General features: G+C 39.8%; 8 protein-coding genes and 1 pseudogene. 7 read left to right on the forward strand and 2 right to left on the reverse strand.

Annotated features, from left to right (window positions below):
• Positions 1-78: 78 nt before the first annotated feature.
• The 6 genes and pseudogenes from A9239_RS16325 to A9239_RS20990 all read left to right on the forward strand — a co-directional run.
• A complete protein-coding gene (locus A9239_RS16325; RefSeq protein ID WP_048117451.1) occupies positions 79-2,271 on the forward strand; it encodes a DEAD/DEAH box helicase in 2,193 nt (730 codons plus the stop codon).
• Positions 2,272-2,707: 436 nt separating this feature from the next.
• The gene (locus A9239_RS16330; protein WP_048155507.1) at positions 2,708-4,078 is read left to right on the forward strand and encodes a rhodanese-like domain-containing protein; all 1,371 of its coding nucleotides are present in this window, start codon (positions 2,708-2,710) and stop codon (positions 4,076-4,078) included.
• Between the two features lie 103 nt (positions 4,079-4,181).
• Positions 4,182-5,366: a DUF1015 domain-containing protein gene (locus A9239_RS16335; protein WP_048117459.1), complete on the forward strand. Its 1,185-nt coding sequence runs from the start codon at positions 4,182-4,184 to the stop codon at positions 5,364-5,366.
• A gap of 280 nt (positions 5,367-5,646) precedes the next feature.
• Positions 5,647-5,802 carry a DUF1328 domain-containing protein gene (locus A9239_RS16340; RefSeq protein ID WP_048102912.1) on the forward strand — a complete coding sequence of 52 codons (156 nt, stop codon included), beginning with the start codon at positions 5,647-5,649 and terminating at the stop codon, positions 5,800-5,802.
• A 576-nt stretch (positions 5,803-6,378) separates the two neighbouring features.
• Complete coding sequence (locus A9239_RS16345; protein ID WP_052712802.1) at positions 6,379-7,902, forward strand: NosD domain-containing protein; 1,524 nt, start codon at positions 6,379-6,381, stop codon at positions 7,900-7,902.
• 310 nt (positions 7,903-8,212) lie between these two features.
• A pseudogene (locus A9239_RS20990) lies at positions 8,213-8,402 on the forward strand (hypothetical protein); the annotation flags it as partial.
• 2,621 nt (positions 8,403-11,023) lie between these two features.
• On the opposite strand, the gene ala reads toward A9239_RS20990, so the two are convergent.
• Entirely contained in the window at positions 11,024-12,004 is a 981-nt protein-coding gene (gene ala, locus A9239_RS16355) for an alanine dehydrogenase (protein ID WP_048117470.1), read from the reverse strand.
• A 197-nt stretch (positions 12,005-12,201) separates the two neighbouring features.
• Between ala and A9239_RS16360 the strand changes: the two genes are divergently transcribed.
• Positions 12,202-12,927 (forward strand): DUF434 domain-containing protein, encoded by a 726-nt coding sequence (locus A9239_RS16360; RefSeq protein WP_048155498.1) that lies wholly within the window; start codon positions 12,202-12,204, stop codon positions 12,925-12,927.
• A 22-nt stretch (positions 12,928-12,949) separates the two neighbouring features.
• On the opposite strand, the gene A9239_RS16365 is transcribed toward A9239_RS16360, so the two are convergent.
• Complete coding sequence (locus A9239_RS16365; protein WP_048117473.1) at positions 12,950-13,999, reverse strand: lipopolysaccharide assembly protein LapB; 1,050 nt, start codon at positions 13,997-13,999, stop codon at positions 12,950-12,952.
• Positions 14,000-14,310: the final 311 nt, after the last annotated feature.

Here is a 14,310-nt window from a genome sequence, read left to right on the forward strand (position 1 = left end):
CCCAGAAATCCTTTGTAAGGTACTTTCTGGTTTTGATATCAAATTTTTACATTGACAAGTGTAAGGACAGCGTAACTGATGACAATTTCAAATGAGACCGCAGTCGGTATGGAAACCGTCGAGCTTGAGCCCTTGAGAAAAGATAAAAAGAAAATTTTTGAGGATATTCTAAAATATCTTAAAACCAATCAGAGAGGCTATATCAAGGTTCCTACAGGCTGGGGTAAAACCTTTCTTTCGAAACATATAATGAAGAAGTACTACGACGAAGGAAAAGTCGTGCTTTTCCTTGTCTCGAAAAACAATCCTCTTCTTAGCCAGACCTATTATGACAGGAAGAAAAAACGGCCCCTTTTTCCCAACAGTGCACTTCTCTCATCCAAGCATAAGGTAGACCGAAAAGAACTTGCTGAAACTTTAAGGGTTTTTGGGCAGGAAAAAGATAAGGGTTTTGTTCTTTTTGCCTCGCTTCAGACCGTACTTGGAAAACAGAGCTCTGAGATCAAGAACCTGATTCTTGAACTTACCGACCTTGCAATAGTGGATGAGATACACAATTTCATTAACAATCGAGGAAACGATTTTCTCAATGAATTGGGGGAAAGGACAAAAATCCTGGGAATGACTGCAACCCCATTCCAGGGGGTTGTCGGGAATGTCAAGTTCGTGGATGAAATTGCAGGAGATATGAGAGAAGTCTACGCAAAAACCCTTCCTGAATGCATCCTGGACAACGAACTTGCCCCCCTTAAGTACACGATTGCCGAGAGTTCGGAGGATATCTTTGAGATCTTCGATTTTGAAAGAGGGCTTGATGAACTTGATAAGCAGGACCTTTTCCTTGACTGCAGCACTCCTGACAAGTTGAAAAAGGTTATTCGACGAACCCAGCTTGCAAAAGATGTGTACGAGTCTATGATAAAACACAAGCATGCAAAAACGCTTGTCTTTTGCGCTCCTGTGAGGAAGCGTGTCTATGGAGTAGGGGCTGATGATAAGGAAATTAACGCTTTCCATGCAAAGCTTACCTCCTCTGTCTTCAATGGGGAAATTTCGATCCCTGAATCCGAAAAGGACCCTGAGCCTATCCTGCCTTTAAATTTTGAGAATTATACCCCTGAAGGTGAGTTTCAGGACGCCGTTTTTATAAGCTCGGAACTACCCAAAAATGAACAAAATGCCATTCTTGCAGCTTTCAGGGAAATGGGAAAGCCACCTTATGTTCTATGCACCGTAGGTATGCTGATTGAAGGGTTTGATTTTCCGGAACTTGAAGCCCTTATTTTGCTGCGCCCTACTCTGAGTATGCGGCTCTTTGAACAGCAGGTAGGAAGGGTGACAAGGCTTTCTTCAATCTCAGGAAAGAAACAGGGCAATATCTTCGAGATTTCGGATAGTATTGATTCTCTCTACCAGCGCTTTGGAGAAGGTGTTTTTTCCGGGGAAAAGGTTGACCAGGTGCAGATGCTACAGCCTGAGATCCGCCTTGAAGAACTTTTTTCAGAAGGCGATGCAGCCAGGGCAATCGAGGAAGGAAAGATCGAGATTAAGAAGGTAGAATTTGGACCTCAAAGAAAAGGGAAGGGAAAAAGAAAAAGGGCTCAGATTCGGGAAATCCCGGTAAGGCTTCCTCCAACATCCATCCGGGCAAAGTATTTTTCACGCCTGCTTGCACTGACCGAGGAGAAAGACATAGGAGCTTTTGAGCGGGAAAAGCGTGAACTCATGCGGGCTACCCTGAGGTTTCGGGTTAGGGAACTTAGGGATGCAGAAGAACTTGCAGAGCTTGCAGGCAATATAAATAAGCTCAAGCGGGAAGCTTATGAAGACCGCAGACTCGGGGATGTTTCAAGGCAGCATAAACCCAAGGTTTTCGGGGAAGTCGAATGGCTGCTAAAACTTCAGGCCCTAAACTCCCTCAAGTATAACGGTGGACACCTCTCGATGCCTGAGAAAAACCGGATCTTAAAAACTCTGAATTTCGAGCCCGATTTCCGAAAAATAGACAGCCTCAGGCTTAAATGCCTGAAACTCGGTTCGACCCAGAAGACTATCCCTGAACTTGTAAAGGTTCTGGGGTTCGTAAGCCGCCTCTCGTCTTCGGAAACCTACCAGTTCCTCGACAAGAAGAAAAAGGATCACTGGAAAAGGGAGTTCATGCCTGCGGTTTACTGGGGTTTCTGCTTTATCGATGATTCTCCTGAACTGAAGGAGCTTTTCGAGTCTACGGAATGGGACAGGCGGGTCAAAAATATTATCAGGCAAAAATAAATTTTATCGTATCCTCTTCAATTGTATGGGTAAAAGTAAATTTCATGTATTTACTGAAAATTTAAAAATTTAATTAAGTTTGAAAAATAACCTCAAGCGATGCATTCAACTTTATAACTGTATAATTAAATTGTTGTGAATTTTTCGAGTTGGAAAATTCTCCATTGAATTTGAAGAGGATACCTTTTTTCTTTTCTACATAAAAGCACATCTAGAATGGTTTTCTGATTCTTATTGGGAACTGTACTGTAGTTAATGTTTACAGGCTTTATGGATACATCCTGAATTATTACGAGATAATTTTTTATAAAATGTTGGGTATGGGATTTTTCATAAAAAATATGAAATATGCGGTTATATAATTAGGCAAAGAGAAATCTGCAACAAGCAAAAACTTATTTCATAAACATAATATAAAGCCGAAGGGGGGCTTAGCTTGATATTTGAACGCATTAAATCTGAAGGTCTGGCTCATCTTTCCTATTTCATTGGTTCGGAAAATGAAGCCATAGTTATCGATCCTCGAAGAGACTGTCAGGTCTATGTCGAACTTGCCAGAAGAGAGGGTATGAACATAAAATATATTTTTGAAACCCACAGAAATGAAGACTACGTAATCGGTTCCCTGGAATTGAAGAAGCTTACAGACGCAGAGATTTATCATGGCCACGGAGTGGATTTCAAATACGGGAACTACTTGAATGAAGGCCAGGAGTTTGATTTAGGCTCAATGGAATTGACGGCTTTACATACTCCGGGACATACCGACGAGAGTATGTCCTATGTCCTGACAGACCTTGATACAGGAAAAGAGCCAGTAATGGTTTTTACAGGAGATGCCCTGTTTGTAGGCGATACCGGAAGAATCGATCTCTATGGCCCAGGGGAAGCTCCAGGGCTGGCAGCAAATCTCTACGACAGTATATTTAACAAAATCCTTCCACTGGGAGATGGAGTAATACTATGTCCTGCACATGGCTCAGGCTCGGTTTGCGGAGGAGCTATTGCTAAACGGGACTACAGTACGCTTGGACTTGAGCGTGTACAGAATCCTGCTCTTCAGAAAACAAACAGAGAAGAATTTATTAAGTTCAAACTTGAAGAGCAGCTTGATTTCCCTCCTTACTTCAAGAAAATGGAACAGTACAACCTGCAAGGACCTCCTCTGCTGCAGGGCCTGCCTACTCCGAAGCCGCTTTCACCCGCGGAGTTCAGGAAGAAAATAGAAAAAGGAGCAGTGGTCGTTGATATGCGCATGCCTCATTCCTTTGGAGGAGCGCATATCAGAAACTCCTACAGCATCTGGCTCGGAGTGGTACCTTCATTTGCGGGCTGGGTTCTTCCTTATAATAAACCCATACTCCTCGTGCTGGAGGAAAAAGAACAGCTTGAAACTGCTGTAAGGTATCTGGTCCGTCTGGGCTATGACAATATAACGGGTTTTTTGAACGACGGAATTTCAGCCTGGTATATGAAAGCTTTACCCGTAGACGAAGTTAGTTTGATCTCGGTCCACGATCTGAAGAATAAACTGGAGAAGCACGAGGAGATGACACTACTGGATGTGAGGAAGGAAAAAGAATGGAATGAAGGGCACATTCAGGGAGCTAAACATATATACGTTGGGAAACTTAATAAAAACATGGATAAAGTTCCAAAGGACTCTCAGGTAATTGTTTATTGTGACAGTTCCAGACGTTCCAGTATAGCAGCTTCTATTTTGAAAAAGAATGGCTATAATAATGTATATAATGTGCTTGGCAGCATGACTGCATGGAAAAATGCCGGATACAGCACAGTAAAATAAACTTTTTTATAAATTTATTTTTATAAATTTGCTTTTCTTTAATCTGTGTACTCAGAAAAGGAATTTAGAAATCTTTATATTCTCTCTCTTTTTTTAACATACCATGGTTTTACATGTTCCACGCATTCTTCTTCCAAAAGATAATTGGGAAAAGTGGGCAGTGATTGCCTGTGATCAGCACACTCAGGATCCGGAATACTGGAAAAGAGTTGAAGAATTTATTGGAGATACCCCCTCTACTTTTAATTTAATTTATCCGGAAATATATCTTCCGCTAGATGAGAATAGAGTAAATAAGATTCATAAAACTATAAGTGACTACAAAAAACTTCTCGTTGACCACGGCCCCTGTTTTATTCTTGTAAGGCGTTCGGTCTCAGATAAGAAAAGAACCGGGCTTGTTGTTGCAATAGACCTGGAAGAATACCAGTTCAACGGGTCCGAATCATTTATCAAACCAACGGAAGGCACTATTAAAGAAAGGCTTCCAGCAAGAGTTAGGATAAGGGAAAACGCAGAACTGGAACTCTCGCACATCTTAGTGTTATATGATGACCCTTCTTTCTCGGTTATCCCCAGAAACCCTGATAATTTTGTTTGTGAAGAAGACAAGGTTTATGATTTTGACCTGATGGAAAACGGCGGCCACGTTGCAGGTTACAGGATCAGTAATGAAAAGATAATTAAAGAAATTTCGGAGAAAATCCTGAACCTGGGAACCCTTCTTGTTGGTGATGGAAACCACAGCCTTGCTGCTGCAAAGAGCTTCTGGGAACAAATTAAAGGGACCGTACAGGCCGATCATCCTGCAAGATACGCAATGGTTGAACTTGTAAATGTTCACGACCCCGGGCTGTCCTTTGAACCTATTCACAGGGTTGTAAGCGGAATTGAACCTGAAGAACTGCTCAAAAAATTTGATGCAAGAATCGAAGAAACTAGCACCTCCCCCTCAAATGCCGATTTCCCGGTTGCAGGACATTCAATAGGATTTATTACAAAAGACAGGTCTGGTGTGCTGGTTTTTGATAATCCTGTTTACGATCTTGAGGTTGAAACCCTTGACGAGATCATTGAGAATTATTCGATCGAATATGAACATGATCCTGAAGTTGTGGAAAAACTTGGAAAAAAACAGGGTAATATCGGTTTCTTCCTCCCCTCATTAAAACAGAGCGATTTCTTTTCTCTAATTAAAAAGAAAGGGGTTCTTCCAAGAAAATCTTTTTCCCTTGGAAAGGAAAATGAGAAGAGATATTATATTGAAGCCAGAAAGATTGTTCCATAAGGCTTTCTGGCCTGTAGTCTCTTTCAGTTTTCTTTTTACTCTTGCTGACTCTTCTTATTTTCCTTCATTTTCTTCTATTTTCCTTTGTCTTTATCTGATACTGTTTAATTGCGATATCTAGGAAAGACTTAAAAAAGTTATATCAAATTTTAAAAGGGACGATTCCAATTAAAAAAACATGTCAATATATAACAAGACGACTTACTTCGACAGTCAAATTATAAATACCTTTAATCTAATAATTGGTTTATCGGGTAAATAATCACTGGGGGAGTGAAATATGCCGGGTTTGATAGGACTTGCTGTGGTCTTTCTAATATTGGCATTGATTGCATATATACTGGGCGCAAGGGGAGTTGCCGGTTTATCAATGGACATTGCAAAGTGGCTCGTCATAATCTTTATCATACTTGCAATCATCTCGTACTTGTTATGACGGTAGCCTTAATTAGGTTAGCACTGGTTCAGATAGCTTATAGACTCGAGGTGATAGAGAGTAATAAGTGAAACTTGAGGTAATAGAGAGTAATATATTAATATCAACAGATCAAAGCTTTACTTTTCCTTATACTTTGTCTATAATTACTCAGGCACATTAAAAATCAGTTTGCTTATTTTTCGTTTCAGTTAAGATGATTTCACATTAGTTAAGTCACTTTCCGATATTTTATATTTTTTTGATTTTTTACATCAGTGTCATGGCAACTTGATTATGATACGTTAATACATAGACAACACTTCATTCATAGTACTTTTCTTAATTATAATGATTTATAAATAAATTTCCATAGCACTAGCTTATATAAAGTTTCTTTGATTAATTTAATCTGAGTGGTATAATGTTAAGTTAAATTGAATAAATTAACGATAATTTGTTAAACTATAATTTAAGATGAATATTAATATCATAGTGCAATTATAATTTGTACCAATATACTTATATTGCTTTATATTAATTCCCGGTTAATTAATCGAAGTATCACCCATACTTTGAATGTACTGGGGAATCAAATTGAACAGGTTAATTATTTTATTGGAAGTTTTTCTCCTCTTAACATTAGGCTCGGGCATCGGAGCTGCGGCTGAGGTTTACGTCCAGCCTGGAGATTCGATACAAACCGCATTGGACAATGCAGTCTCAGGTGATGTAATTATCTTAAAACCCGGAACCTATATCGAGAATATCAAAATAGACAAAGATAACCTCGTAATATCTTCGGAATCCGGGAATCCTGATGACACGATGATTACGGCTAAGAGCTCAGACAATCATGTAATCTCCTTGCAGGCTGATAAAGTAAAAATTAGTGGACTTGGGATTACAGGAACAAAAAACAGCTATTCCGGAATCTGTCTCTCAGAATGTAATAACTGCATCATTGAGAATAATAAAATTCAGAACAACGGCTATGGAATTTATCTTTTGAACTCAAAAGGCAATACGCTCTCAAATAACGTGGTTACAAATAATGGAGAATATGGGATCCTATTATCGGCCTCAACCAATAATACCTTCTCCGGAAATACGGCTTCGGATAATAAAGACACTGGCGTCCATATCAGCACTTCCGACAGTAACACGCTTACAGGCAATAATGTATCCTTAAACGACGTTTACGGCCTTTTTGTCTGTCCAGAGAGTGATGATAATCTGATTTATAATAACTATTTCAACAACACCGCCAATGCAGAGGTTCAAAATGGAGTTGGAAATGCCTACAACACAGAAAAGACCGAAGGTGAGAATATTGTAGGCGGCCCCTATCTTGGAGGTAATTTCTGGGCAGAACCTGAAGGTACAGGTTTTTCGGATACAGCAGTAGATGCGAATGGAGACGGAATTGCAGACTCCGAATACAGGCTCTCGCAAAGCACCTACTCTGATAAGTTACCTCTTATTTCATCATCCAAGTCACAGCAGCTCGGACCTCCGGAAGCAAACTTCGAAATGAACAATAGCAATGGCTCTGCTCCTCTTGCAGTCCAGTTTACCGACCTGTCCGAAAATGCAGACTCATGGAGCTGGGACTTTGAGAGTGACGGGAAGATCGACTCTACTGAGGAAAATCCGGTTCATGTGTTTACGACAATGGGGGCTTACACTGTTACCTTCAGCGCTACAAATAAAAATGGAACAGATTCAAAAACTTCCGCAGTAATTGTTACCCATCCTGTTATGGTTACCAATCCTGTTGAAAACGGCTCTGGGAACAATACAACCGTGGATAACGAAACTGGCGAAAACGCAACAGGTGCAAATGGAAGTTCCGGTAACGTAACCAGAGCTGTTGAAGCAGGCGGTAACGGAACCTATTACAACCAAACTGAGGATAGCGGAATTTCCAATGTGGAACTTGATCCCCAGAATGGATCGAAAGCTGCCGCCCTTAATGGAGAGAATGATTCAAGAATAAACACTTCAAGTGTTGAATACGCACTTGAGAATAAAACAGATGCTCCCGGGTTTGAGATCATTTACGGAGCAGTTTCTCTGCTTGCTGTGTTCCTTTACAGAAAAGTAAAACCAGGAAATTAACAAAAACGGCAGATGAATCAAGTATAAATGATAACTGAACCTGACAAAAACCATAACTGAACCAAATAGAATTATCGAAAATTAAATCAAATTGCGGGCGGCCACCCCATCCTTTAGAGGCTGTCCGACAATTCTCTCAGTTAATTGAGGTTCTGCTTTGAATATACTAATATATTATATAATATTTTACTAATTTTTTGGTTTATGGTTTTCATTAAATTTTCAAAGGATCAAGTTTGGACTTTACATCCAGATATTCGAGACCTCATTCTTTAGATCATCTCATTCTTTAGATCATCTCATTCTTTAGATCATCTCATTCTTTAGATCATCTCATTCCTTTAATCATCTCATTCCTTTAGATCATATCTACTACTTGGTTGAAATCTTTTGTAGATGAGATGGATTTTAGTGAATTTGAAATCAGGTATAACGGTTCTAGACATACCTCTTATCATCCGTGCATAATGTATAAGATTTTGATCCAGTCAATACTCGAGGTGAGCTTAAAGGTATACCCTTCACCATGCTATGCCGGATAGTAACGGAAATTAAAGAGAACTCAAAGGAACCATAATTGTTACATACCGGCTTTGGAGTTGGAGATTATAGGTTGTTTTATCAAATTAATGAAGCAGAAAATTAAGTGTAGGTTTTCGATATTTTGACCACTGAACAAGCGCGCACAGGAAACGTGAAAGAATGTGAACTACCTTTTGCCCCAAAAATCGACAGCGTACGGAAAGGATATTACTTCACCGATGCCCAATGAGTTGAAATTTTATTAGATTTGCTTATGTTCTGTCAACTATGGTTACTACTGTCGGATTTTTTGTGATAGAGGCGTTTTAAATACGTAATTCTCATCCATATCCAGCTGGTATTCCAAAATGTCTCGATGTCTACAAACAGATGAGCTTTAGTACAACATCTCCCGTGGTCGGATTCCAGAATCTCTGATGCCTTAAATGTGAATTTTTGAAGTTCTAAAATGTTGTTGCTTTCAATGTGCACTTTACCTATCTATCGGTAATTACTTCAAAAATTCTTCTCTATGAATTTGAATCTTATAGGAAATGACTTTTATTAATCTAAATATATAAACAATAATAAATATTGTATAAATATAATTTTAAAAGGATTTATCGAACAGAAAATAAACAGCATTGAAGGGCACATTTTATGATAAAAACTCTTTCAAAATTCTCTTTTCAGGATATATTAACCGAATCAAGCTGAAGAATATCCAAAAATTGAGAGTGGGGGCACGATATGGTGGAGGGTGAAACCTTCGGGATAAAAAGGTAGAGGATGAAATCCAATCCATACAAAGAAACATCGAAAAAGATCTATTCGATGAACAAAGCAAAGTTCTGGATAGGTTTTATTCGCTGATAACCCTGACAATTACAACATTTGGTTTCGCTATTACGGCTCTTACTTTTTTCTCAGCAGATTAACCACTAATATCGGTGAAGCCTTCTTAGGCAGTGTGCCTAATCTTCTGTAAATTTGAATTCAAGTTTTTACGTACTATGTAGATAATTGATCTTCCGATATGGAATTTTCTACTCCATAACTTTTTGATATTTATGATTTTACAGAAAAATTGGCACACTATCCAAAGGAGCGCCGCTAAATGTACCCTGAACTTCTGAACGCTGCTTTTTGAATTCTTAATTTGAATAAAGTTTCCAATTTGTTCTCCACTTTCAGTCAGTATACAGGCTTCATGCACATTCTTAGCAACATCAATTCCGACATTCAAATACACTTCTCCGAGCCCCCACAACACTAATTTATAGGCCGAGAACCAAATATCCCTCTGCTCTCTACAGATCGTAAGCTCGTAGAAAATTGCCAGATTCTGCAGTTGCAGAGCTGTAACATGTTAAATTGCCGGAGAGCCGTAGGAGTGTAGGGTGATAGTCTATTCAAGCCAGACAATGCTGTAAGTTACAAAAACTACCCTCTCAGCCTACGTTTGTTTTATGAAAATGCAGCTATAAAAGTAAAGCTGCATATTACCCTTTATACGAGTTACTGATAATATTTAATTTTTCCAAGTTCCAATTTGACTATCTGTTATTTGAAGATATTTTATATGAGCTAACGTGAAAAAATATTGATTTGAAAAATATTGTGAAATGTAAGTTAAATTAAAACCTTAAGAGATAGCAATTTTTTATGCATAGAGATAAACATCATTCTTGATAAAGTTGATTTGTTAGTTTTCTATATTTATTTTCAAATAGATCGACATCTTCTGTTACATATTGTTTTAATAACTCTTTTCCCTTGAATTTATGTTTTCGGAATAACTCAAATTGTGTGTATTTCTTTCTATTGCTAAGTGCCTGTTGAGTACAATTTTATTGAAATACACTGGATTCGTGTATGCTATAAAATTACTCAATGTGATCTGACTTTTTGAAAAATTAATGATTAATCAGACAGCAAAGAAACTGGAAATAAGTGCATATCCGTACATATGTGATAGAGTCGGAGATACATTTGAGATGCCATCTCTGGCTCAACTTATCAGAGAAAAAAGTTCATTGAGTGAAAATTGAAATTGAGGGATTTCCACTCAATTTGAAGAGGATATCTTAGAACCTATTCAAAAGGTCATGCCGCTGAACATTATATATACGTATCCTAAATGCAGATGCAAATCTTAAAACCAAGATTTACTTTTTGTATCCAGAAATTATTTACCATTAACGGTTACCGAGGAAGTTTTCCATCTCCGCCGCAAGCTAGCTGGGTATTCGAATAAAATCAAAAATTGTCATGTTTTCGGTCAAGCCTTTTTTAAAAAGGTTTGCGATCACGCAGGATAGAGTTTATGGATAAGGTTTTCAAACCCAAACGTTACGGGGTTTTCACTCAAGCCTTTTTTAAAAGGCTTGCAGGCAAGCAGTTTTTTGAAAAGACTTGCGATCAACCCTTTCTTAAAAAAACTATATCATGTGACCCAAAGTGCAACTTGGATAGTTCTCCCTAAAATTCGTGCATATCTCTAGAAATTGCCCCGCTTGAGCGAACGAAATGAGCGAAACGGAACCGTCCTCCCGAGACGGAACTCGGGTGACGGAACTCGGGTGACGGAACTCGGGGGTTAGAACATAAGAACATGCTTGCCGAGCCCTTTACTGACAGCTCTCTCATAAACAAGGTGCGCGCTTGCAACATCCTGAATGGCAAGACCTGTTGAATCGAAGATCGTAATTTCTTCATCACTTGTCCTGCCTGGTTTCAGGCCAACGATTACTTCACCGAGCTCAGCATGAATATCATTTTCCGAGATGTAGTGCTTGGAGAGAGGAACGTTTACTTCTCCGGAATGAAGGGCCTGGATAACATCATCCACAATTATCTTGGACCTGATTAAAAGTTCAGGGTCAAGTTCTTCTTTTCCTACTGCATCAGCCCCTATCGCGTTAATGTGAGTGCCTTCTTTGATCCATTGTGCCTTTACGATAGGTTTTCTGGTAGGAGTGGTCGTAACAAGGATATCGCAGTCACAGACCTTCTTAATGTTTTCTTCGTAACGGATTTCACAGGGAGTAATATCTGCCATTTCCCGGATAAATTGTTCAGAGCTCTCCTTTGTCCTGGAAGTAACCCTTACCAGTTCTGGCTCAAAAACCTCGCAGAGAGCTTTTAACTGGGTTTTTGCCTGATTTCCGGCACCAACAAGGCCTATAACCTTTGAATCTTTTCTTGCAAGGTATTTTGCAGCAATTCCTCCTGCAGCTCCTGTCCGGATATCAGTCAGGTAGGTTCCGTCCATAATTGCCACAGGAGCGCCTGTTTCCGGAGAAATAAGGACAATAAGTGCCATTACCGTGGGAAGCCCACGATCCGGGTTTCCAGGATGGACATTTACAATTTTCACCCCAGTAATATTCTCCTCTTCAAGATATGCAGGCATTGTCCGCAGATCCCCGTTATACGCCGTATAGTAAAGGTAGGACTTGGGAGGCATCTGAACCCTGCCCAGCCCATGCTGCCTAAAAGCCCGTTCTACAACCTGCATGTCAGAACTCATATCTATAACACTTGTTACTTCTTCCTGAGCCAGCCATAATATTTCCATAATAAACCCTCCAGCCGGAACCGTGAGCTGGCTCACAGCTGAAAACCAAGATAAAATTGAACAGAACTGAAATAAAAACCAAAGAGGCAAACCGATGGTCTGAGATCACATTATTATTTTTATTTCCGCAAATATGTATATATAACATATATCTTCACTCATTTAAAGAACTCCCTTCCCAAAAGGAGAAACCATTAATGAGAGATACGCATGCAAGTTCAGCCGATCTTTCCGGCTCCTGTCTGAAAGAGGAATTACTCAAAGAAAAATTACTCAAACCTGCACGGGATATCCGGAGCATACTCCGGTGGGGCTATTCAAAGTTTTCGACCATCCGTTTCGTAGCTGACCACTTCCAGCTCAGCCTTGAAGAACGATACATTCTCACAAGAGTAATCATGCCCCCGGACAGGATAGTTTCCAGAATAAATAAAAAAGTGGCATGTACCGGCATAAAAGATAGGGATCTCCTTCTTGACGGGTACAATGTCCTGCTGAGTGTGGACAGCCTGATAAAAAAAGAACCTATGTGGTTCTGTGATGACGGGTACATAAGAGATACCCGCTACTATTTTAGCAAAGCAAAACAGGCCGAAGATATAGAGGAAGCTCTCAATGCAGTCCTCAAGTTTCTTTCCGAGACAGGTCCAAAATCAGTCATTTTTCTCCTTGACGCCCAGATCAGCCGGAGCGGAGAGCTTGCAGGTTTCATCCGCCACAAAATGAAAGAATACGGAATTTCAGGCGAGGCAAGAACCTCAAAAATCGCAGACTTTGAACTGAAAACGGAAGGAGGAAATCCAGAAAAAAAAATAGTTTTGGCAACTTCCGATGGAATTGTTATAGATTCGGCCCTGAATGTACTCGATATCCCTGCCTGCCTGATGGAAAAAATGGGAATTGAACCGATCAGGCTATATTAATCGTTTATTAGGCATTCCTTAATCAGGCACTCCGTTTAGAGAACTCAGCCTGCCTGTAAATTTCTTCGGCGGCTGCATACTGCCCTTTTTCTTTTAGCAACTCTGCGTAACCGTTCAGAGTCCCGAAATGTCTGGGATCAAGCTCGAGGGCTTTTTTGTACTGTACCTCAGCTTCATGTCTGTGTCCAAATCTGGCAAGCAGCCTGGCGTACTCACAATGAACTTCAACATCCTCAGGAATCAGTTTGAGAGCACACCTGAAATGCACCCTTGCCCCGTGAATAAACCCGTTCTCTGCAAGCAAACGGGCATAGAAAAGGTGCGGGCGCGGATCATCAGGATCGGCTTTGAGGGCTACTATGTAATGTTTCTCGGCATCAAGGGGTTCTCCTTTTTCTTCAAGGAGACGAGCATAACGAAAATTGGATTCCACATGACCAGGATCAAGCTCAAGAGCTCGAGTATAGTAGTAACTTGCTTTGGTCTTTTGCCCGCGTTTAGAAAGTAGAATCCCATACCCGCAGTGTGCGCTCACATTATCCCGGTCAAGAATCAAAGCTCGGCTATATACTTCTTCGGCCTCATCCATTTTGTTGAGCCCGTAAAGCAGGCAGCCGTAATTGCAAAGCGTATCTACATGGAAAGGATTGAATCCCAGGGCCTTTTCGTATTGAACCCGTGCAGCCTCGTTTTTTCCTTCCGTCGCCAGAACTGCTCCATACCCGCAAAGTGCTTCGACATTTTGGGAGTTCTGCTGGAGTATTTCTTTGAATTCCCGTACAGCAAGTTCATCAAGTCCTAGTAGAAAAGCTGTTTTTCCTGCTTCCATAAGGGCGTCTTCCCGGGCTTTGCCTGAGAAGAGCGAAGCACAGGCCCTGATAATTACATATTTCTCCCTGTACATTGCATCTTTGTTAAAAATAGATGAAAGTTTCAGTAAGATTTCCTGGGAAAGCGAATGCTCATCTGAGAAGGAAACGACAAACTCAATGACCTTATCAAAGTCACAGTTATCAGCTGCAACCTGTTCGATTACACTAAAAACCAGCTCGTCTACAGCATCAATCTCCATGTCTAAAAACCTCCTGAAATTTACCTTTAAAGAGATTTTATCCGGCTGGATATAAATAGTTGGCCGTCTCGCTATTTGAATAAAAACGAATATAGAATCCACATTCCGCAGTATTTTTTTGAAAATCAATATTTTTCCTGATAGTACGATTACAACAGATGCAAATAATTTTGCTTTTTAGTGGCATTTGGTGAAAATTGAATGATATCGTTTTTGATTTCTGAATACACCACATAGTTGCTCATACGTCATCGGTTAAGCATTAAATTCCTTCTCTTGTATGTGTTTTTTTATATTAGTAATCTAAATAT

It is taken from the genome of Methanosarcina sp. A14, from assembly GCF_001729375.1.
In the GTDB taxonomy this organism is placed as follows: Archaea; Halobacteriota; Methanosarcinia; order Methanosarcinales; family Methanosarcinaceae; genus Methanosarcina; species Methanosarcina barkeri.

What these genes read in the sequence shown, in the direction of transcription:
- ala (WP_048117470.1), bottom strand. Translation starts at nt 12,004, where the DNA reads ATGGAAATATTATGGCTGGCTCAGGAAGAAGTAACAAGTGTTATAGAT.
- A9239_RS16365 (WP_048117473.1), bottom strand. Translation starts at nt 13,999, where the DNA reads ATGGAGATTGATGCTGTAGACGAGCTGGTTTTTAGTGTAATCGAACAG.
- A9239_RS16360 (WP_048155498.1), top strand. Translation starts at nt 12,202, where the DNA reads ATGAGAGATACGCATGCAAGTTCAGCCGATCTTTCCGGCTCCTGTCTG.
- A9239_RS16325 (WP_048117451.1), top strand. Translation starts at nt 79, where the DNA reads ATGACAATTTCAAATGAGACCGCAGTCGGTATGGAAACCGTCGAGCTT.
- A9239_RS16335 (WP_048117459.1), top strand. Translation starts at nt 4,182, where the DNA reads ATGGTTTTACATGTTCCACGCATTCTTCTTCCAAAAGATAATTGGGAA.
- A9239_RS16340 (WP_048102912.1), top strand. Translation starts at nt 5,647, where the DNA reads ATGCCGGGTTTGATAGGACTTGCTGTGGTCTTTCTAATATTGGCATTG.